The 20,183-nt window shown below is 68.9% G+C and carries 19 protein-coding genes; 11 read left to right on the forward strand and 8 right to left on the reverse strand.

The annotated features are described in order from the left end of the window. Position 1: 1 nt before the first annotated feature. From AC3A5Z_RS05710 to AC3A5Z_RS05720, 3 genes are read left to right on the forward strand one after another with little or no spacing between them, the layout of a single operon-like run. A complete protein-coding gene (locus AC3A5Z_RS05710; protein WP_487518393.1) occupies positions 2 to 2,260 on the forward strand; it encodes a cellulose biosynthesis cyclic di-GMP-binding regulatory protein BcsB in 2,259 nt (752 codons plus the stop codon). Then, entirely contained in the window at positions 2,257 to 3,342 is a 1,086-nt protein-coding gene (locus AC3A5Z_RS05715; protein WP_487518394.1) for a family 8 glycosyl hydrolase, read from the forward strand. Before AC3A5Z_RS05710 ends, AC3A5Z_RS05715 begins: the two co-directional genes overlap by 4 nt. Next, positions 3,327 to 4,790 carry a tetratricopeptide repeat protein gene (locus tag AC3A5Z_RS05720; protein WP_487518395.1) on the forward strand — a complete coding sequence of 488 codons (1,464 nt, stop codon included), beginning with the start codon at positions 3,327 to 3,329 and terminating at the stop codon, positions 4,788 to 4,790. The genes AC3A5Z_RS05715 and AC3A5Z_RS05720 overlap by 16 nt, the downstream gene beginning before the upstream one ends. A 13-nt stretch (positions 4,791 to 4,803) precedes the next feature. Here the strand turns inward: AC3A5Z_RS05720 and AC3A5Z_RS05725 are convergent, their stop codons facing one another. Then, positions 4,804 to 5,820, reverse strand: coding sequence for a GGDEF domain-containing protein (locus AC3A5Z_RS05725; RefSeq protein ID WP_487518396.1), 1,017 nt, complete (start codon positions 5,818 to 5,820; stop codon positions 4,804 to 4,806). A 714-nt stretch (positions 5,821 to 6,534) separates the two neighbouring features. Between AC3A5Z_RS05725 and AC3A5Z_RS05730 the strand changes: the two genes are divergently transcribed. Next, the gene (locus AC3A5Z_RS05730) at positions 6,535 to 7,230 is read left to right on the forward strand and encodes an NnrU family protein (RefSeq protein ID WP_487518397.1); all 696 of its coding nucleotides are present in this window, start codon (positions 6,535 to 6,537) and stop codon (positions 7,228 to 7,230) included. Between the two features lie 64 nt (positions 7,231 to 7,294). Next, positions 7,295 to 8,650: an oxygen-independent coproporphyrinogen III oxidase gene (gene hemN, locus AC3A5Z_RS05735; protein ID WP_487518398.1), complete on the forward strand. Its 1,356-nt coding sequence runs from the start codon at positions 7,295 to 7,297 to the stop codon at positions 8,648 to 8,650. Positions 8,651 to 8,716: 66 nt separating this feature from the next. Here hemN and AC3A5Z_RS05740 read toward each other — a convergent pair whose 3' ends face one another. The 6 genes from AC3A5Z_RS05740 to AC3A5Z_RS05765 form a co-directional block, all read right to left on the reverse strand. Then, positions 8,717 to 9,484 carry a LuxR C-terminal-related transcriptional regulator gene (locus AC3A5Z_RS05740; protein WP_487518399.1) on the reverse strand — a complete coding sequence of 256 codons (768 nt, stop codon included), beginning with the start codon at positions 9,482 to 9,484 and terminating at the stop codon, positions 8,717 to 8,719. A gap of 481 nt (positions 9,485 to 9,965) precedes the next feature. After that, the gene (locus tag AC3A5Z_RS05745) at positions 9,966 to 11,348 is read right to left on the reverse strand and encodes a PucC family protein (RefSeq protein WP_487518400.1); all 1,383 of its coding nucleotides are present in this window, start codon (positions 11,346 to 11,348) and stop codon (positions 9,966 to 9,968) included. A 207-nt stretch (positions 11,349 to 11,555) separates the two neighbouring features. Further along, on the reverse strand, positions 11,556 to 11,735 hold the full coding sequence (locus AC3A5Z_RS05750; protein ID WP_107663692.1) for a light-harvesting protein: 180 nt from the start codon (positions 11,733 to 11,735) through the stop codon (positions 11,556 to 11,558). A gap of 13 nt (positions 11,736 to 11,748) precedes the next feature. Continuing rightward, the gene (locus tag AC3A5Z_RS05755; RefSeq protein WP_107663691.1) at positions 11,749 to 11,904 is read right to left on the reverse strand and encodes a light-harvesting protein; all 156 of its coding nucleotides are present in this window, start codon (positions 11,902 to 11,904) and stop codon (positions 11,749 to 11,751) included. Positions 11,905 to 12,370: 466 nt separating this feature from the next. Further along, entirely contained in the window at positions 12,371 to 13,672 is a 1,302-nt protein-coding gene (locus tag AC3A5Z_RS05760; RefSeq protein ID WP_487518401.1) for an aspartate aminotransferase family protein, read from the reverse strand. Positions 13,673 to 13,675: 3 nt separating this feature from the next. Then, positions 13,676 to 14,752 carry a phosphotransferase gene (locus tag AC3A5Z_RS05765; RefSeq protein ID WP_487518402.1) on the reverse strand — a complete coding sequence of 359 codons (1,077 nt, stop codon included), beginning with the start codon at positions 14,750 to 14,752 and terminating at the stop codon, positions 13,676 to 13,678. A 170-nt stretch (positions 14,753 to 14,922) separates the two neighbouring features. Here AC3A5Z_RS05765 and AC3A5Z_RS05770 point away from each other — a divergent pair, with 170 nt between their 5' ends. Genes AC3A5Z_RS05770 through AC3A5Z_RS05790 form a run of 5 tightly spaced genes read left to right on the forward strand, consistent with a single transcriptional unit; the run spans position 14,923 to position 17,361 of the window. Beyond that, the gene (locus AC3A5Z_RS05770; RefSeq protein ID WP_487518403.1) at positions 14,923 to 15,765 is read left to right on the forward strand and encodes an urease accessory protein UreD; all 843 of its coding nucleotides are present in this window, start codon (positions 14,923 to 14,925) and stop codon (positions 15,763 to 15,765) included. Positions 15,766 to 15,777: 12 nt separating this feature from the next. Continuing rightward, on the forward strand, positions 15,778 to 16,080 hold the full coding sequence (locus AC3A5Z_RS05775; RefSeq protein ID WP_136792574.1) for an urease subunit gamma: 303 nt from the start codon (positions 15,778 to 15,780) through the stop codon (positions 16,078 to 16,080). Between the two features lie 9 nt (positions 16,081 to 16,089). Continuing rightward, positions 16,090 to 16,707: a HupE/UreJ family protein gene (locus tag AC3A5Z_RS05780; protein ID WP_487518404.1), complete on the forward strand. Its 618-nt coding sequence runs from the start codon at positions 16,090 to 16,092 to the stop codon at positions 16,705 to 16,707. Positions 16,708 to 16,717: 10 nt separating this feature from the next. Next, complete coding sequence (locus tag AC3A5Z_RS05785) at positions 16,718 to 17,023, forward strand: urease subunit beta (RefSeq protein ID WP_107663687.1); 306 nt, start codon at positions 16,718 to 16,720, stop codon at positions 17,021 to 17,023. A 26-nt stretch (positions 17,024 to 17,049) separates the two neighbouring features. Next, entirely contained in the window at positions 17,050 to 17,361 is a 312-nt protein-coding gene (locus tag AC3A5Z_RS05790) for an antifreeze protein (protein ID WP_487518405.1), read from the forward strand. Positions 17,362 to 17,388: 27 nt separating this feature from the next. Here the strand turns inward: AC3A5Z_RS05790 and AC3A5Z_RS05795 are convergent, their stop codons facing one another. After that, positions 17,389 to 18,258, reverse strand: a complete 870-nt coding sequence (locus tag AC3A5Z_RS05795) for a cytochrome C (RefSeq protein WP_487518406.1) — start codon at positions 18,256 to 18,258, stop codon at positions 17,389 to 17,391. A 157-nt stretch (positions 18,259 to 18,415) separates the two neighbouring features. Between AC3A5Z_RS05795 and ureC the strand changes: the two genes are divergently transcribed. Continuing rightward, positions 18,416 to 20,122: an urease subunit alpha gene (gene ureC / locus AC3A5Z_RS05800; protein ID WP_487518407.1), complete on the forward strand. Its 1,707-nt coding sequence runs from the start codon at positions 18,416 to 18,418 to the stop codon at positions 20,120 to 20,122. Positions 20,123 to 20,183: the final 61 nt, after the last annotated feature.

Below are 20,183 nucleotides of genomic sequence, written 5' to 3' on the forward strand. Positions count from 1 at the left end.
GGTGGCGACAGGTCTGATGCTGGCCACCCTCGCGGCCCAACCGATGCTGGCGCAGGACCAGGCGCCTGCAGCACAAGAACAGCCCTCCTCGCCGCAGGAGCAGGCGCCGGTGCCGATGATCGTCATCGAGGGGATGGGCCGCGAGGCAGTTCCCGCCGCAGCGGCCACGCCCTCGGTCCTGATCCGCGACGCGACCGAGAAGGCGCGGCCGACGCCGCCGCTGCTGCTGCCGCTGCGCCCGGTCTTCGGGCGGGTCGGTCCCGACCATCTGGCGCGGCTGCAGGGCCAGCGCGGCGAACAGTCGTTCCGGCTGGTGCTGCCGCCCACCGGGCTTGGCGGCACGCTGACCCTCGCGCAGATGAGCAGCATCAACGTGCTGCCCGAGGCGTCCGAAATCGTGGTGCTGCTGAATGGCGCAGAACTCGGCAGCTTCCGCCCCGAAAGCTTCAGCAGCCTGAACTCGGTCGCCTTCCCGTTGCAGGGCTCGAGCGCCCGGGCGGGGGAGAACATCGTCACCCTGCGCGCCAGGCAGCGTCACCGGATCTACTGCGGCCCGGACGCGAGCTTCGCGCTCTGGACCGACATCGACCTGTCGCAGAGCGGCGTGCAGCTGGAGGCCGCGGCGGTGCGGCCCGACACGGCGGGTTTCGTCGCGGCGCTGGCGGCGCAGGCCGGGCTCGGCCGCCCGCTGGAGATCCGCGGCGCGGCGGTGAGCGATGCCGCGCTGCGCAGCATCGCCATGACGCTGGGCCAGACCATGGGCGGTGCTGCCCTGCCGCTGACCGCCGCCTCGCCCTGGGACATGGCCGAGGGGCCGGCGCTGGCGCGGGTCGCGCTGATCCCGTCCGACCGGGGGGCCGTCTCGGTCAAGCGCGGCGGCGACGGCGCCATGGTGCTGGTGATCGAATACCCCGAGGGCACGACGCCCGATGCCCGGCTCATCACCGAGGCGCTTTCGGGCATCCCGAAACCGCTGCAGGCCTCGTCGCCCTCGCTGCTGACCCCGGGGCAGGAAGTGCCTTTCGCGGATCTCGGCTTCGAGACCGCGGTGTCGAGCGAGTATTATTTCCGGACCGAGGTGAACTTCCGCCTGCCGGAGGACTGGCTGATCCTCGCCTCGCAACAGGCCACGGCGGAGCTCGACTACGGCTTTGCCGAGGGTCTACCGGAAGGTGGGCTGATGCTGGTGAAGGTCAACGGCACGACGGTGCGGATGCTGCCGCTCGACCGCAACGGCGGCTCGATCCAGCCACGCCTGCCGGTGGGCTTCAACGCGCGACTGCTGCGGCCCGGGGTGAATGCGCTGAGCTTCGAGGCGATCATCCCCGGTGATCCGGCGGATCAACCCTGCCCGGTACGCACCACCGACATGCTGACGATCCTCGACAGCTCCAGCCTGTCGGTGCCGAAGAGCCCGCGGATGCAGCAGCCCGACATGGCGCGCATCCTTTCCGGACTCGACGGCGGCGACGTGCAGGTGGTGGGCGATGCCGCGGCGCGCTCGCTGCCCTTCGCCGCCACGCTGCAGAGCCTCGGCTCCGAGGCCGAGGCCGAGGGCGAGCTGGTGGTGGCCGCCTTTCGCGACATCCCGCAGATGCCGCTGAGCCATCGTGGCCTTACGGTGCGCGAGCTGGAAACGGTGCTGCTGCCGCCCGCGCCGGTCGTCGTCGCTCCGGCGCAGACGTCCGCGCCCGCCCGACCCGCGCAACCGAGGGCCGAGGCGGAACCCGCGCGGCTGGAGCGGGCCGCACCGAACCGGACCGTGGCACTGCCGAGCGGTCTGCCGGACTGGCTCGAACGCGCCTGGACCGGGCTGAAGGCGCCGATCGCCCGTGGCATCGACAGCCTCGTGCATCCCGGCGATGGCGAGCTCGCGCCCTGGCTCGCCGCGCAGAACGGTGTGGCGGTGCTTCTGTCGCTCGAGGCCGACCGGCCGGAGCGGCTGTGGCTGGTGCTGGCGCCGGGGGTCGATCCGGTGGATGTGGCCTCCGACCTCGATGCGGGCCGTCGCTCGGCGGGGGGGCCGCATGGTCAGGTGTCGGTGCTGCAGCGCGATGGCCAGTGGGTCAGCTGGACCGCCGCCGATGCGCGCCCGCTGCTGCTGGAGCCGCTGAGCGTCGGCAATGTCCGCCCGGTTCTGGGCAATCTCGTCTCCTGGCAACCGCGCGCGCTGACCGCAGCCATGCTCGGCCTCGCCTGGATCACCGCGCTGCTGGCGCTGTATTTTGTCGTCTCAACCCGAAGGAGCCGCAAAAGATGAAGCGTCGCACCTTGCTCCGGACCGGAGCCGCTGCCCTGCTCATGCCGCGTCTTGCCTTCGCGCAGGCGCCGAGCGAACCGTTGCTGCTCGGCGGCGATCACCCGCTGCAGGCCGCGTGGGAAGCATGGAAGGCCGCTTTCCTGCTGCCCTCGGGGCGGGTGGTTGACGGGCCGCAACAGCGGGCGAGCCATTCCGAGGGGCAGGGCTATGGAGCCACGCTGGCGGTAACCTTCGGCGACCGTGCCGCCTTCGACAGCATCGTCACCTGGACCGAGAGCAATCTCGCGCGCCGTCCCGACGGGCTCCTGGCCTGGCGCTGGCTGCCGGATGTGGCGCTGTCGGTGCCCGACCGCAACAACGCCAGCGACGGCGACCTGTTCTACGCCTGGGCGCTGGTGCGGGCCGCAGCCGCTTTCGAGACCGACCGCTTCGAGGCGCGGGCGCGGGCGCTGGCCGAGGCGCTGGCGCTCAGCTGCGTGGTGCCGCATCCCGACGGCTCGGCGCGTCTGCTGTTCATGCCCGCGGTGGAGGGGTTCAACTCCGAGGCCGGGGTGGTGCTCAACCCGTCCTATTACATGCCGCGGGCGATGCGCGAGCTGGCCGAGGCCACGGGGCAGACCCGGCTGCGGCAATGCGCCGAGGATGGGGTGGACTGGATCAACCAGATCTCGCGCAGCGGCCCCGTGCCGGACTGGACGCTGGTCACGCCCACCGGCCATGTCGCGGCGCCCGATCTTTCGCCGAACTCGGGCTACGATGCGATGCGAGTGCCGCTCTTCCTGCTCTGGTCCGGCCTGACGGCCGCGCCGGCGCTGCGGCGCTTCCAGACCGATCACGAGGCGGCGGAGGCGGCCGGGCAAGCGGTTCCGGTGGTGTTCGACGGCACCAGCGGTGCGGTGCGCGAGCAGAGCTCGGACGCGGGCTACCGCGCGATACCGGCGCTGGCGAGTTGCGCCCTGTCCGGGCGGCCCGGCGCGGCGATCCCGCCTTTCACGGTCGACCAGCCCTATTACCCCGCGACGCTGCATCTGATGGCACTTGTCGCACAAGTCGAAGGTTACTCCGCATGCGTTCCGATCTGACCCGCCTGCGTCATGCAGCCCTTGCGCTCGCCTGTGTGGCGGCGGTGGCCGGGCCTGCGCTGGGGCAGGGCTCGACCCCCTCGCCGCGCGATCTCGAAGCGCTGAACTACTATGTCGGCAGCAACGACACGACCGCCGCCGAGGCCGAGCTGCGCCGCCTGCGCGCCCAGTTCCCGAACTGGCAGCCGCCCAGCGACCTGTCGAGCCTGCGCCAGTCGCAGCCCACTGCCGAGATCGACCGCATCTATCGCGAGATCGCCAGCGGCAACCTGACCGGGGCGCGCAAATCGATCGCCGATACGCAGGCGGCCTTCCCTTCGTGGATGCCGCCCGACGACATGATGCGGCTCTTGGAAACCTCCGAGGCGCAGGTGGCCTTCGATGCCGCAGTGCGCGCCAATCAGGGGCGGCAGGCCGTGGAGATCGCGCGGCGGTCGCCCTCGCTCCTGCGCTGCGACCGGGTGAACAATGCCTGGCAGTTGGCCGAGATGCAGCGCTCGCTGCAGGACACCACTGCCGCGGTGCAGACCTATCGCGGCATCATCAACTCCTGTCCGAGCCTGCCTGAAGTGACCGCGACGCTGCAGAAGGCCGATGCGGTTGCGTCGGCGGCGCAGATGACCGACCTCTTCTCGGTGGCGCGCAGCCGCTTCTCGGGCAATGCGACCGAGCTTGCGGCGCTGGAGACGCGGCTGCAGGCCGGGCGCGGGCAGACGCCCTCGGCTCGTCCGGCAGCGCCTACCGCCCCGGCCCGCACGACAGCCCCGGTGCGCAGCGCGGAGCCCTCTTCCGCGCCTGCCGCCCCGGCAGCGCCCTCCGCCGCTCCCGCCCCCCGGGTTGCGACCACCGCCCTGCGCGGGCCGGCCCCCTCGACCCGGGCGCTGCCGACGCGCGGCGACGGGCGTCTGGGCCGGGTGCAGGCCGCGGCGCGCAGCGGTGCCTACAGCCAGTGCATCGCACTGTCGAACGATCCGCGTTCGGCCGACGTGCTCTACGAGCGGGCCTGGTGTGCCTACAACCTCGACCGTCCGCTGGAGGCGCTGGCCGCCTTCCGCGCGGCAGAGCGCAGCGGCCTCGGCGCCGAGGTACAGCGCGATGCGCGCTTCGGCATGGCGCTGGCGTTCCTCGCCAAGCAGATGACCGAGGAGGCGGCCCGGGTTGCCGCAGCGACCGACCTGACCCAGCAGCAGCGGGTCGAGGTCGAGACCATCATCCTCGACCAGCGCGGCACCCGCGCCTATGACGAGAAGCAGTACAGCCGCTCCATCGCCTATTTCGATGCCTATGAGGAGCTGACGGGCACGCTGCGCCGGGACCTCGCGGTGCTGCGCGCCTATGCCTATCTGAACAACGGCGACCGGGTGACGGCGCGGGCGCAGTTTCAGGAGCTGAACGACCAGCTGGCCACTCAGGACACCCGCAACGGGCTGCGCGCCGCCAGCCGTTGAGGCTGGCGCGCGGTCAGTGGAGGATGCGGCTGGCCGGAACCTGCGCCACGGCGTTGACCCGGCCCATCGCGGCCACCGTGCGGTTGCGCCCGCCGCTCTTGGCTTCCTTCACCAGAGCCCGGGCCGCGGCAAGCCAGTCGCTCGCCGCGCCGAATTCCTCGCAGCAGGCGACGACGCCGACGCTGGCGGTGAAGCGCAGGTCGGGGCGGTCGGGCACCAGCGCGGTCTCGATGGCCTGACGGATGCGCTCGGCGGCCTCCATGCCTTCGCTGGCGCCGGCGCCCGACAGAAAGATGCCGAACTCCTCGCCGCCGATCCGGCCCAGCACGTCGCCGCGGCGGATCGAGCGGAACACGGTCTGCGCCGTCACCCGCAACACCGCGTCCCCGATCGGGTGGCCGTGGCTGTCGTTGATGGCGCGGAAGTTGTCGAGATCGAGGATCAGGAGCGAGGAGGGCTGGAAGTTGCGCTTGTGCCGCTCCAGCTCCTTGGTCAGCAGGTTCATGAAGGCGCGGCGGCTGGTCGCGCCGGTCTGCTGATCCTCGCTGACGATCATCCGCAGCTCCATCTGCGTCACGATCACCCGGGCGATATTGGCCAGAACCTCGCGGTCGATGGACGAGAAGTCGCGCGGCAGCGTGTCCATCACGCAGATCGTGCCGATGTTGTAGCCATCCGGCGTGGTCAGCGGCGCGCCCATGTAGCTGCGCACCATCGGCCCGCCGGTGACGAGGGGCGAATGGGCGAAGCGCTCGTCCTGATGCGTATCGCCGACGAGCATCACCGCGTTGCTGCGGATCGCCTCCTCGCAGAGACCGAGCTGGCGCGGGAACTGGCTGGCGTCGAAGCCACGGCGCGACTTGAACCACTGGCGGTTCTCGTCGACAAGCGCGATCCCGGCCATCGGCACCGCGAAGATCGAGCGTGCCAGATCCGCGAGCTGGTCGAATTCGACCTCCGGCGCGGTATCCAGAAGCTCATAACGCTTCAGCGCCATGAGGCGCGCCACCTCGTCATCCAGTTTGGACATCTTCCACTCGCCTCGCTTCTGCGTCGCCGCGTCCTTCTGGACTTGACTGCCTGCTGCCCTGCCGCACATCGGCACAACCGTCTACGTTTCGCCCCGGGCGCTGCACAACCTGCCCATCGGTGTAGGCGCCGGTGGCGGGCCTGTCGTGATGTCGAGGATCGCGCCAAGCCCCGGCATTTCCAAGCCCGACGGGACTCGCCTCGGACAGGGTTAACACTTGCAGTCCGGGTGCGTCATAAATGAGGCGCGTTTGCGGCCTGTCTGCGGGGCAGGGTCGGCCCGCGCCACCCGATTGCGGCAGGAGTCTGGCGGCGGAGTGGAGCGGTGGAGCTTCTGCGCGAGATCCTGGCTGGGGCAGGGTGGTGAGAAGCGGCCTGCCAAGGCTTGTCTCCGTCGGTGCGTCGATCCGCCACGCGAGGCAGGATCGAATTGTTGGCAGGCGAAGCTTTCTAGGAAATCTAGGAAATAGGTATAAATAACAGTGATTTACTGAGTGTCATTCTCGCCGTCTCGACAAGCCCGACCCCGCCCGCCTCGCTCAGGCTGCCGCGGGTCAGACTGCCGCCCCCTCCAAGGCTTTCCATGCGCTGGGCCACGGCTCTATCCTCGCCGGAGACGGGAGTTTCGCATGTTCAGCCTTCGATCCAGCCAATCCTGCGCCTCTCGTCGGCGGGCGCGGTTTACGCAAGGGAAGGGTCATGGGGGGCGGGTGCGATGAGGGGCTGGCTTATCTATCTGCTGGCGCTGGCAGCGTTTTTCCTCACCCATTTCCTGCCGTCGCGCCATGGGCTGCGCGGGCGGCTGATCGGCTTTCTCGGGCGCCGGGTCTATTTTGCGCTTTACGGCTTCGTCTCCATCGTCGCCCTCGCCTGGGTGATCCTGGCGGCGGGGGCGGCGCCGCTTGTGCAGCTTTGGCCGCAGCTGACGTGGCAGCGCTGGGTGCCCAACCTCGTCATGCCGCTGGCGCTGTTTCTGGTGGTTGCAGGGATCGGCGTGCCCTATCCGCACACGCTCGGGGGGCGCCGGTCGCGGCCTTTCGACCCGCTCGATCCCGGGATCGCGGCGGTGACGCGGCATCCGCTGATCTGGGCCATGGCGCTGTGGTCGGGGGCGCATCTGCTGCCGAATGGCGATCTGGCGCATGTAATCCTGTTCGGCAGCTTTCTCGGCCTTTCGCTGGCGGCGCTGCGGATCTTCGACGCGCGGGCGCGGCGGGCAATGTCGGCGCAGGAGGCGCAGATCGCCTTCCGGGCGACGGCGCTGCTGTCGCCGCTGCCGCTGTTCAGTCCGGTCTGGCGCGAGATGAACGAATCCGCCCTCTCGCTGCGGGTCGCCATCGCAATCGTGCTCTGGGCAGTGATCCTGTGGTGGCATCAGGCGGTGATCGGCGTCTCGCCCCTGCCGGCCTGACTGCGGCAGATCGATTTGATCTTGCGCAAAGCAGGGTTTTCCCGGCGGGGGTATGACGGGCGACATGACACATATCGCCAAACTCCAGAGTCTCGGACTCTTCGACGCCCGCGTTCCGCGCTACACAAGCTACCCTGCGGCGCCCGTGTTCACGGGTGCCGTGGGGGCCGAGTTCCAGGCCGAAGCCATCAAGGCTCTGGACCCGGCTGTGCCGATTTCCGTCTATATCCACGTGCCCTTCTGCGAGCGGCTCTGCTGGTTCTGCGCCTGCCGCACCCAAGGCACCCAGACCCTCGCCCCGGTGGAGGCCTATGTCGGCACCCTGCTGCAGGAACTGAAGCTGGTCGCCGCGCATCTGCCCGAGGGCGTGCGCATGGGGCGGTTGCACTGGGGTGGCGGCACGCCGACCATCCTCACGCCCGACCTGATCCACCGGCTGGCGCAGGCGATAAAGGCGGTCATCCCCTTTGCCGAGCATTACGAGTTCTCGGTCGAGATCGACCCGATGATGGTGGACGAGCCAAAGATCCGCGCGCTGAGCGAGGAGGGGATGAACCGGGCCTCCATCGGCATCCAGGACTTCACCGACATCGTCCAGAGCGCCATCGGCCGCGAGCAGCCCTTCGAGGCCACCAAGGCCTGCGTCGACATGCTGCGCCATTACGGGGTGCATTCGCTGAACACCGATCTGGTCTACGGCCTGCCACATCAGAACCGCGAGAGCCTTGCGGCGACCATCGACAAGGTGCTGTCGCTGCAGCCGGACCGGGTGGCGATCTTCGGCTATGCCCATGTGCCGTGGATGGCCAAGCGACAGAAGCTGATCGACGAGGCTGTGCTGCCCAATGACATGGAGCGGCACGAACTGGCGAACCTCGCGGCGCGGCTGTTCACCGACGGCGGCTTCGAGCGGATCGGCATCGACCATTTCGCCCGGCCCGAGGACAGCATGGCCGTCGCCGCCCGCAACGGCAAGCTGCGCCGCAACTTCCAGGGCTATGTCGATGACGAGTGCCCGACGCTGCTCGGCATCGGCGCCTCGTCGATCTCGAAGTTCGAGCAGGGCTATCTGCAGAATACCGCCGCTACTGCCGCCTACATCAAGCAGATCGAGGCGGGGGAGCTTCCGGGCTATCGCGGCCACCGCATGACCGAGGCCGACCGCCTGCACGGCCGCGCCATCGAGATGATCATGTGCGACTTCCACCTCGACATGCCGGCGCTCAGGGCGCAGTTCGGCGCGGCGGCGGACGAGCTGTTGCAGAGGGTGGAGGATGCCGCGCGGCAGTTCGCGCCCTTCGTCTCGACCGACGGAGGCTCGCTGAGTATTGCGCCGGAGGGCAGGGCGCTGTGCCGGATGATCGCCAAGACCTTCGACGCTTACGAGACGCCGGGGGCGCGCTACTCGCAGGCCTCCTGAGCCGTCGGAACGCAAAAGGCCGTCGCAGCGGGTGCTGCGGCGGCCTCTTTCATTGTGGTGCCGGCTTCAGTTGGCCCGGGCGTCGTCGTTGCCGAAATAGGTGGCGTTCAACTTGAACGCCGCTTCGGTCCGGTTGGTCGCCCGCAGCTTCTTCATGATGTTGCGGATATGAACCTTCACCGTGCTTTCGCAGAGGTTCAGCTCATAGGCGATGATCTTGTTCGACTTGCCGCGCCGCAGGGCGTTGCAGACGGCAAGCTGGCGTTCGGTCAGCTGGTCCTCGACCGAGGACTTCGGCTCGGGCTTGTTGGCAAGAGCCTCGCGCAGCGCCCCGAGACTGGCCATCGGCAGGAAGATCCCGCCCGACGATGTCAGCCGCGTGGCCTCCACGATATCGTCGATCCCGACTGAGGCGGGAAGGTAGCCCCGCGCGCCGCAGTCGAAGGCCGTGATCATCTCGCGCAGGTCGTTGGAGACGCCCAGCACCACCACGGGGCTAGGGCGTGCCGCCTCGACCAGCGCGGTCAGCTCGGCCTGCACCGCAGGCTCGGCGACCTCGCGGTTGCCAGTGTTGAACAGGATCACCTGGGCAGCCCCGGCCAGATCGGTGCGGGATTGCCATTCGCCAAGCGAACCGCAGCCCGTGACCGGCAGATCCGGATGGGCAAGCTCGACGCAGCGCACGAAACACTGTCGCTCCAGCGTGCGCGGGTCGATGGCAACGAGTGTTCTTGGCTTCAGGGCGTGACCGGCCTTGGCCGCGACGCCTGTGGAAAGTGTAGATGCTTCAAAATCGGTATTCGACCCGGAAACCGTGTCAGATGAGTGTTCCATGCTATGTGCTATCCACTTCCGTATTAGTGGGTGCGCCCCCTACTGATTTCCTTCTGCTAGTCGTGCCCCCTTGAGAACGTTAACATATCGTCACACCCTGACAAATACTCCTTCCGACGAGGTTCTCGGTCAGCAGGTGAAAGGGGGGCGGGGGGCACTGTCTCCTGTCGTGGGCGCGGTCTGTCCCCTTTTGCCGGAGAGCATCGAGGGATGGTAAATCAATTGCAAGAATACAAGACCTTGCGGTCCGGAGCTTAAGTTTTTGGTGTCTGCATCCTGTCACATTGGGCGCGGGGGTTCTACCCTTAAAATGCCAATCATTATTTCCCGTTTGCAACTTTTGCGGTATTAAAATCGGGCGTTGATCAACTCAGGGATTTGGGCCGAGCCGGTGTTAATCATCTTCCGGTCCAAGGGACGCACTTCCGGGCCGGCTGCTCGGCCTTCGATGCGTCCAACCGCTGCCTTCGATTCGCCGGATTCAGGCCCGACGCTCGGCCACTAGGGCCGAGCGAAGCAGCGGCAGGATGACAAGAACCGTCAGCCCGAGAAAGACTGCTTCGAGCGCGAAGACGGCCAGATAGGGCGTCGCCATTCCGTAGCTTTGCCCCTGCGGCAGCGCCTGCAGCACATCGCGGATCACCCCCGCTGCCGCGATGGCAAGACCCGCCGCCGTGGCCTGCACCGCGCCCCAGGCGCCGAGGGCCAGACCGACCTGCTCCTTGGGCGCAAGCCGCATCGTGGCGGTCAGCGTGCCGTGGCTGAAGAGCCCGCCGCCGAAGCCCACGACCAGCGTGCCCAGCCCGAAGACCAGCGTGTTGGCGACCGGCGTGGCGCCGATGATGGCGAAGAAGCCGGGGATGCCGACCGCCGCGCCGAGACCCGCCATGCGCAAGGCATCAAAGCCCCGCGACAGCACCCGCGAGGCGAGCCAGAAACCGACGAGCCCGCCCCCGGCGAAGGTGGCCGTCAGCCGCGTGGTCTGCGCCACCGTCATCTGCAGCACCTGCCCCCCGTAGGGCTCCAGCAGCACATCGGCCATGCCGAAGCCGAGCGTTCCCAGACCGATGACGATCAGCCCGTGCAAGGCGTTCTTGCGGCTGATGAACTGCCGCCACTCGTCACCGAACTCCGGCTCGCGCTCGGGCTTCTGGGTATAGGCGCGGTTGCGCGGCTCCTGCTTCCACATGGCGATGCCGTTCAGGATCAGCACCACCACCGCGACGCCCTGGATCACCTTGATGAGCTGTGCGTCGTAATAGGGGGTCAGCACCCAGCCGAAGCCGATGGCCGAGACGATCATGCTGACCAGAAGCATGACATACATGAGGCCCACCACCTTCGGCTGATCCTCGCGCGGGGCGAGATCGGTCGCGAGGGCGAGGCCGACGGTCTGGATCGTGTGCACACCCCCGCCCACCAGCAGGAAGGCCAGCGCCGCCGAGCTGAGGCCGATCCACTCCGGGGTGCCCTCGGCGTAGTTCTTGCCGCCCAGCACGATCAGCGCGAAGGGCATGATGGCAAAGCCGCCCCAGAGCGCCAGCGTGCCCTTCCAGATGAAGGGCACCCGCCGCCAGCCGAGGGCCGAGACATGGGTATCGGACTTGAAGCCGATCAACGCGCGGAACGGTGCAAAGAGCAGCGGCAGCGAGATCATCACCCCCACGAGCGAGGCGGGCACGTCGAGCTCGACGATCATCACCCGGTTCAGCGTGCCGACCAGCAGCACCACCGACATGCCGACCGCCACCTGAAACAGCGAGAGCCGCAACAGGCGGCTCAGTGGCAGCGTGTCGGAGGCGGCATCGGCGAAGGGCAGAAAGCGTGGGCCGATGGCGACGAGGGCTTTGGCGAAGCGGCTCATGTGTGGGTATCCCGGAATGCCGTTGGGCTGGCGAAGATCGTCCTGCGGTCGGGGTCCGGGTCAGTCACGCTACGCGACCCGAGGCACGGGCAAGGTGACGGCGGGGCGTCACTGTGCGCGCAGGCCGGGACCCGAGGATCCCGGCCTGCGCACATCGGTCACGGACGAAGGGGCGAGGGCCCGGCGAGGGCCCTCACCGCCGGCGTCTTAGCCAGCCACCGGAGCAGCGGCCACCACTTTGGCGGAGCCGGCATAGTAGTCCGACAGCCAGGTGGTGTTGGTCAGCAGGGCGTAGTGAACAGCGAAGGAGCTGATCGCGACGGCGCTGAGGAACAGCGGGACGCCGACGGTCGGTTTCACCACAAGCCAGATTTTTCCGTTGGTCATGTCTATGTCCTCCTTAGCCGAGCCACGGGGTGGCAGCAGCTGCCAGGAAGTGCGCGAGAAGGGCGATACCGCCGAAAACGCGGGTGCCGAGGATGAGCTGTTTTTGCACTTCTTCGGCTTCGGCTACGGTCAGCCCGGTCGGCCAAACCTTGTTCAGATCGTCAGTCACTTTGTCGTCTCCCCAACTGGTAAATTCGACGTTGCGTGTAGGGCCTGCACGCTGGCTTCGAAGAGACCGGGCGGATCGTCTGCACTTGTTACGGCGCCATCCAACCTGTCCGGCTCACCCGTAGAGGTGTCACAAGTTACTGACATTTGCAATGTAAAGGGCGGTTGACATGGCCGTTTCGGGTGCGACTTATTGGCTGGGGTTCGAAGGGCAGTTTGCTCCCAAGACACTGTAAATAATGCATTTTGTCGAATCTGTCGCAGTTTTCACTGCCCAGCGCCCGCTCCGGGCGGCGCTCGGCGTGGCGCAGAAATGGCTGGCTTTGGGCTTTTCGACCTGGCTGCCGTCCGGCGCTGTCAACCCACGTCCCCGAGAATATTTCCGGGAAAAACACGCGCTTCCCCCGGGGGTGCGGCGCCGCCGCCGCATCCTGATCCGGCGGCGGCCGCGGGGCCGGGGAATCACCTCAGAGCGCGGCCAGCACCGTGTCGAGCCGATCGAGGAAGATGCCCACATGCTCTTCGGAGAAGACCAGCGGCGGGCGGATCTTCAGCACATTGGCACGCGGCCCGGTGGCCGAGATCAGCACCCGCGCCTCGCGCAACCCGTTGACGATCCGCGCAGCCTTGGCCGCATCGGCGGCGCCGTCGCTGACCACCTCGACCCCGAGGAACAGCCCGGCGCTGCGCACGGCGCCGATGCAGCCGTGCCGCTGGCCGAGCTGCTCCAGCCCCGCGTGGAAGGCGCGGCCCACGGTCAGGGCGTTCTGCTGCAGCCTCTCGCGCTGCACCACCTCGAGCACCGCCATGGCGGTGGCGGCGGCGACCGCATTGCCGCCGAAGGTGTTGAAGTAGCGCGCCTTGGCGCCGAACTCGGCCACCACCTCGGGCCGCAGCACCAGCCCGGCGACCGGATAGCCATTGCCCATCGGTTTGCCGAGCGAGACCATGTCGGGCAGGACGCCGTGGCGCTGGAAGCCCCACATCGCCTCGCCGGTGCGGCCGAAACCGGGCTGGACCTCGTCGGCGATGAAGAGGCCCCCGGCCCGGTGGATCGCCTCGACCGCGCCCTTCAGGAAACCCGTGCCGGTGAACACCCCGTCGCTGGAAAAGATCGTGTCGACGATCAGCACCGCGGGCTTGATGCCGTGACGCTGCAGATCCTCGATCGCGTCCTCGACAGCTGCGGCGAAGCCCGCATCGCCGCTGCCCGCCGGATCGGGAGCGGGCACGGTGCGGACATGCGGGCCGAGGTTCACGCTGGGCCCGAGCGAGGGCGAGAATTGCGACACCGCCAGCGTCACGCCGTGATAGGCGGTCTCGGTCACGATCACCCCTGTCCCGCCGGTCTTGGCGAAGGCCATGCGCAGCGCGAGGTCATTGGCCTCGCTGCCGGTGCAGGTGAACATCACATGGCCGAGCTCTGCCGGGAAGGTGGCGAGCAGCTTCTCCGCATAGGCCAGCACCCCGTCATGCAGATAGCGGGTGTGGGTCGCCAGCGTGCCCGCCTGCTGCGCCGTGGCCTCGACCACATGCGGGTGGCAGTGCCCGACCGAGGCCACGTTGTTGTAGACGTCGAGATAGGCCTCACCGGCGGCGTCATAGAGCCAGACACCCTCGCCGCGCACCAGATGCACCGGATGCTCGTAGAACAGCCGGTAGGCCGGGCCGAGCAGCGCCTGACGCTTCCGCACCAGAAGCGCCTCTTCCTCGGTCAGGTTGGCCGCGCCGGGGACGAAGGCGTTGATCATCGTGCTGTCGGGTCTCATGGCTCACTCCATCCCGCAGGTCTGGCGCAGGGCGCGGCGCGCCGCATCGCGGGGCAGGGCGGTCAGCGCCTGCAATCCGGTGCGGGCTGCGGGGAAGTTGCGCAGGATATAGGGGGCGTTCTCCGGATGGCTCGCGGCGCGGGAGCTGGCGATGCCGATGGTGGTGATCATCCGCGTGGCGGTGAGGTCGAAGAGCACGTCCACCTCCCCGGGCAGCAGGGGATAGGCCTCGTGATAGCCCGCGACGAAAGCGGTGAGCGAGCCGAGCGCATCCTCGGGGTCGATCTGATAGGCGGCGGCGACCGCCAGATCGCAAACCCGCGCGGTCCGCACCATGTCGCCGAAATCGAGCACCCCGGCCACCGCATCGGGGTTCTGCGGATCGACCAGCACGTTATGCGGGTTAAGATCGTTGTGCACCACCTGCCAGGGCAGCGTCGGCAGCAGCGGCGCCACCTCGGCCTCGAAGATGTCGAGACAGCGCAGCGAGAGATCGCGCGAGGCGGGGTCGGGGCAGCTCGGCAACAGCGGCCGCAGCCGGGCGGCGTGGCGGATATCCCAGAGCAGGTCCTGCTCTGCCGCGGGGTGGGTGAAGCTGGCCAGTGCGCGCGACAGGTCGGCAAGTACCCGCCCCATGGCCCGGCGCTGCGCGCCTGAGCGCGGCGCGAGATGCAGAGGCGTGCCCTCGAGATAGGTAAGCACCCGGAGCAGGCTGCCATCGGCCAGCGTGACTTCGGTCGCGCCGTCCAAGGTGCGCAACACCCGCGGCACGCAGAGATCGGGGGCGGTGCTTTCCAGATGCAGCAGCGCCTCGGTCTGGAAGGTGGTCACCGCATGCGGCTCGGCCCGGTTGGCGATCTTGAGCACATAGCCCGCACCCTTCGCGTCGCGCAGCAGCAGGTTCAGGTCACGCTCCGAAGTCAGTCGCTTCGGCTCGGCCTCCAGCCCGAAATGCAGCCTGGCCAAGGCCATGGCCTCGGTGTCGGAGAGGTCGGGCGGGGCAGAGGCCAAGAGCGCGCCGAGCGGCGGGGACAGGTCGGGCAAGGCGGGCTCCTCGTGGCGTTTGGCTAGCGGGATCATTGACGATCCGTGCCCGGATGCCAAGGGCGGGGCGGCGGGTTCCCCGAATGCCTGCGGATTGGGCGGGGTGCTGAAAGATCGGTCGCCTGCTGAACGGCGGGAGGCGCAAAAAGCGGCAGTTGCGCGGCGGCCGGTTGCCCCTCTCCGGCGGCGGTGATCGGATGCGCGGCATGAATGCAGTGACCCCCTTGAGTCCCGAGACACGGCCCGCCGTGATGGAGCGCAGTTTCGGCCGCGCCTTCGTCACGCTGCGGCAGTCGCGCGGCGCGACCCGGCTGGCCGATCTGGCGCAGGCAGGCTCGGCCAAGGCGATCCTGCCGCGGGTGGCGGGAGCGGTGCCGGAGGTGGTGTTTCTCAACACCTCTGGCGGGCTGACCGGGGGCGACCGGCTGAGCTACCGGCTCGAGGTCGGCGCGGGCTGCCGGGTGCTGGCGACGACCCAGACGGCGGAGCGCGCCTATGCGGCGGGCGAGGGCGTGGCGGAGGTGCGGGTCAGCCATTCGGTCGGCGCGGGCGGCTGGCTCGACTGGCTGCCGCAGGAGACGATCCTTTACAACGGCGCGGCGCTGGAGAGGCGGACCGAGATCGAGCTGGCTGGCGATGCGGGCTGTCTGATGCTCGAGTCGGTGGTGCTGGGCCGCGCCGCCATGGGCGAGACCGTGAGCCGGCTGAGATTTCGCGATGCACGGACGGTGCGGCGCGACGGGCGGCCGGTGCTGCTCGATCCGCTGGCCTTCGACGATGCGGCGCTGGCGGCGGTGGGCGGCTTTGCCGTGTTGGGCGGGGCGCGGGCCTTCGCCACGCTGGCGATGATCGGGCAGGGCGCCGAGGATGCGCTGGCCCGGGCGCGGGCCGTATTGGATGAGCCGGGGGTAGAGGCCGCGGCCTCGGCCTTCGACGGGAAACTGGTGCTGCGGCTGCTCGCGCCCGATGGCTGGCCGCTGCGCCGTCAGGTGGCGCGGGTGCTGGGCGCCTTGCGCGGGACCGCCTTGCCGCGCGTCTGGCAGGTTTGAGAGGGAGTTGCGATGAACCTGACACCGAGGGAAAAGGACAAGCTGCTGATCAGCGTCGCCGCCATGGTGGCGCGCGGGCGGCTGGCGCGGGGGGTGAAGCTGAACCACCCCGAGGCGATCGCGCTGATCTCGGATTTCGTGGTCGAGGGCGCGCGCGACGGGCGCACGGTCGCCGATCTGATGCAGGCCGGGGCCTTCGTCATCACCGCCGAGCAATGCATGCCGGGCATCCCCGAGATGATCCATTCCATCCAGGTCGAAGCGACCTTCCCCGACGGGACCAAGCTCGTCACCGTCCACCATCCGATCCGCTGAGAGGTTTCCATGCGTTCTGCCCCCTTCGCCAAACCCGCCGATGACCGCCCGCTGAGGCTCCTGTCGGCCCTGCCGCTGGCGGCGCTGGTGCTGCTTCTGCCGGCTGCCGCGCTGGCGCATCCGGGCCATGTGGCGGCTTCGCCCTTCGCCTCGGGGATGGGGCATCCGCTGGGCGGGCTCGACCATGTGCTGGCGATGCTGGCGGTCGGGCTCTGGGCCGCGACGACCGGCGGCCGGGCGCTCTGGGCGATGCCGCTGGCCTTCGTGCTGGCGATGCTGGGCGGCGGCGCGCTGGGCGCCGCGGGTCTGCCCTTCCCGGCGGTGGAGCCGATGATCCTCGCCTCCATCGTGCTGCTGGGCGCCGCTGTGGCGCTGGCGCTGCGCCTGACGCTGCCGCTTGCCCTCGGGGCGATCGCGCTCTTCGGTCTGGCGCATGGCCACGCCCATGGCGCGGAAGGTCCGGCCTCGGGGCTGATGCTCTATGCAGGGGGCTTCGTACTGGCCACCGCGGCGCTGCATGGCGCGGGGCTGCTGGCCGGGCTCGGGCTGGCGCGGCTGAACGGTCTGGCCTCGCGCTTGCTGGGCGGCGGCACGGCGCTGGCGGGCCTCGTGCTCGCCCTGTCCTGAGGAGCGCGCGATGATCCCCGGAGAGCTGTTCCCCGCCGAGGGCGAGATCACCCTGAACGCCGGGGCCGAGGCTCTGGTGCTTGCCGTCTCGAACACCGGCGACCGTCCGGTGCAGGTGGGCTCGCATTACCATTTTGCCGAGACCAACGCCGGGCTGTCCTTCGACAGGGCGGCGGCGCGGGGGCGGCGGCTCGACATTCCGGCGGGCACCGCGGTGCGCTTCGAGCCGGGCCAGACCCGCGAGGTCCGGCTGGTGCCCTATGGCGGCGCGCGCCATGTCTATGGCTTCAACGCTGCCGTCATGGGCAAGCTCTGACCCCACCCCAGACACCGGAGCCCGCCATGTCCCCCTTCTTCCGCTATGCCGAGATGATGCGCCTGTCGATGCAGACGGGCCTCATGATGTTCGAGGCGCAGCAGGTCATCGCGCTGCGGATGCTGGGCATGACCGGGGTGCTTGCCGCGCATCCATCGGAGAACGGGCGTATGCTGGCCGAGAAGGGCGCGGCCTTCGCGCAATCGGCGCAGGCCGCCAGCCTTGCCGCGCTGCAGGGCAAGCAGCCAGATCAGGTGGCGATGGCCGCGCTGCGCCCGATCCGCCGCAAGACCCGGGCCAATGCGGCGCGGCTCACCCGCGCCGCGAAGAAGGTCTGAGCGATGCGCGCCGCCCCCCCTCCGGCCTCAGGGCGCGTCCGGCAGCGGCGGCAGGCTGCGCAGATAGAGGATCACCGCCTTCAGGTCGTCCTCGGTGAAGCCTGCGAGATAGCCGTAGGGCATCGGTGGCAGCATCGGCGTGCCATCGGCATGCATGCCCTTGGTGATCATCGCGGCGATCTGCTCGTCGCTGTAATCGGCCAGCCCGTCCTTGTGGCTGGTCAGGTTCGCCGCGACCGAGGTGCCCCAGGGCCCCGGAAACTCGAAGCCGCCGCGACCGAGGTCGGTGTCGTACTTGAAGCCCTGGGGGCCGAGGGGCGTGTGACATTCGATGCAATGCGCGACCGGACCGGCGAGATAGGCGCCGTATTCGACACTGACGCCGCGCGGCGGCGCGGTGACGCTTTCGACCGGCGGGCCGTAGGCCGGCGGCAGCGGGATGCGGTAGGTCGAGGGCGGCGTCTCGTTCGCCACCGGCTCGAGCGTCCGCAGGAACAGGACCACCGAACCGAGATCGTCGTCGGAGAGGCCGCGATAGACGGAGAAGGGCATCGGCGGGCCGATCACCGTGCCGTCCGGGCGGATGCCCTCGCGGATCGCGCGGGCAAGCTCGGCGTCGCTCCACTCGGCGATGCGGCTCGCCGGGGTGATGTTGGGCGCGACCGCGGTGAACTCGGGCAATTCGATCACCAGCCGGCCCGACAGCTCCTGATCCATCACCGGGCCGTCCGGCCCCAGCGGCGTGTGGCAGTTGCCGCAGCCCGCCGGGCCGCGCACCAGATATTCCCCTCGCTCCAGCGTCGGTCCGGCCTCGGCCATTCCGGCCAGAGCAAGGCTCACGGCCATAGCAAGGTCCACGGGCAGCAGCCCGCGCAAGGTCCTGCGCAGCGTCATCATTCTGTCCCTCTTTTCTATACGCCCCCTGCGGGCGGCCCCGGCCTCCTGGCGTCAGGGCTTCCTCGCAGCGCGGTGATTTCGCCAGCCGCCGCCGGACCTGTCAACTTGTCGCATCGGTCGGGATCAACCCGCCTGCGCTTCCGCTGAAGGAGGTATCATGCCTGCCCAGATCTCTCGTGCCACCTATGCCGCCATGTTCGGCCCGACCACCGGCGACAAGCTGCGGCTGGGCGATACCGAGTTGATCATCGAGGTGGAGCGCGACCTGACCACCTATGGCGAGGAGGTGAAGTTCGGTGGCGGCAAGGTGATCCGCGACGGCATGGGCCAGAGCCAGATCACCCGGGCGCAGGGCGCGGTGGATACCGTCATCACCAATGCGCTGATCGTCGATCATACCGGGATCTACAAGGCCGATGTCGGCCTGCGCGACGGGCTGATCCACAAGATCGGCAAGGCGGGCAATCCCGATACCCAGCCGGGGGTGGACATCATCATCGGCCCGGGCACCGAGGTGATCGCGGGCGAGGGGCGCATCCTGACCGCCGGGGGGATGGATGCGCATATCCATTTCATCTGCCCGCAGCAGATCGAGGATTCGCTGCACTCCGGCATCACCACCATGCTCGGCGGCGGCACCGGCCCGGCGCATGGCACGCTCGCCACCACCTGCACCCCGGGGCCCTGGCATATTGGGCGGATGCTGCAGGCGGCGGACGCCTTCCCGATGAACCTCGCCTTCGCCGGCAAGGGCAATGCCTCGCTGCCCGCCGGGCTGGAGGAGCAGGTGCGCGCCGGGGCCTCCTGCCTCAAGCTGCACGAGGATTGGGGCACCACGCCCGCCGCCATCGACTGCTGCCTGACGGTGGCCGATGCGATGGATGTGCAGGTGATGATCCACACCGACACGCTGAACGAGAGCGGCTTCGTCGAGAACACGCTCGACGCCATCCGCGGCCGGACGATCCATGCCTTCCACACCGAGGGCGCGGGCGGCGGCCATGCGCCCGACATCATCAAGGTGGTGGGCTCGGCGAATGTGATCCCCAGTTCCACCAACCCGACGATGCCCTACACCGCCAATACCATCGAAGAGCATCTCGACATGCTGATGGTCTGCCATCACCTCGACCGCTCGATCCCCGAGGATGTGGCCTTCGCCGAAAGCCGCATCCGGCGCGAGACCATCGCTGCCGAGGATATCCTGCATGATATGGGCGCCTTCTCGGTCATCTCATCCGACAGTCAGGCGATGGGCCGGGTGGGCGAGGTCATCACCCGGACATGGCAGACCGCGCACAAGATGAAGGTGCAGCGCGGGCGGCTGGCCGAGGAGGTTGGGGCGAACGACAACTTCCGTGTCCGGCGCTACATTGCGAAATATACCATCAATCCCGCGATCACCCATGGCATCTCGCGCCACATCGGCTCGGTCGAGGAGGGCAAGCGTGCCGATCTCGTGCTCTGGACGCCGGCCTTCTTCGGCGCCAAACCCGACATGGTGCTGATGGGCGGGATGATCGTCTGCGCGCAGATGGGCGATCCGAACGGCTCGATCCCGGCGCAGCCCTTCTACACGAGGCCGATGTTCGGCGCCTTCGGCGGCGCGCTGCATGCCAGCGCCGTCACCTTCCTGTCGCAGGCGGCGCAGGAGGACGGGATGCGCGACCGGCTGCGGCTGCAGAAGGGGACGCTGGCGGTGGAGGGCACCCGCGGCATCGGCAAGGCAGAGATGCGGCTGAACGCGCATCGCCCGCAGATCGAGGTGAACCCCGAGACCTACGAGGTGCGCGCCGATGGCGAGATCCTGACCTGCGCGCCCCTAGCCGAGCTGCCGCTGGCGCAGCGGTATTTCCTGTTCTGATCCCCGCCTGACGGCGCGGCCCTGCGGCATGGCCGCTGGGGGCAGGCTGCGGCTTGTGCCG

The organism is Cereibacter sp. Soil_C_27 (assembly GCF_057657095.1).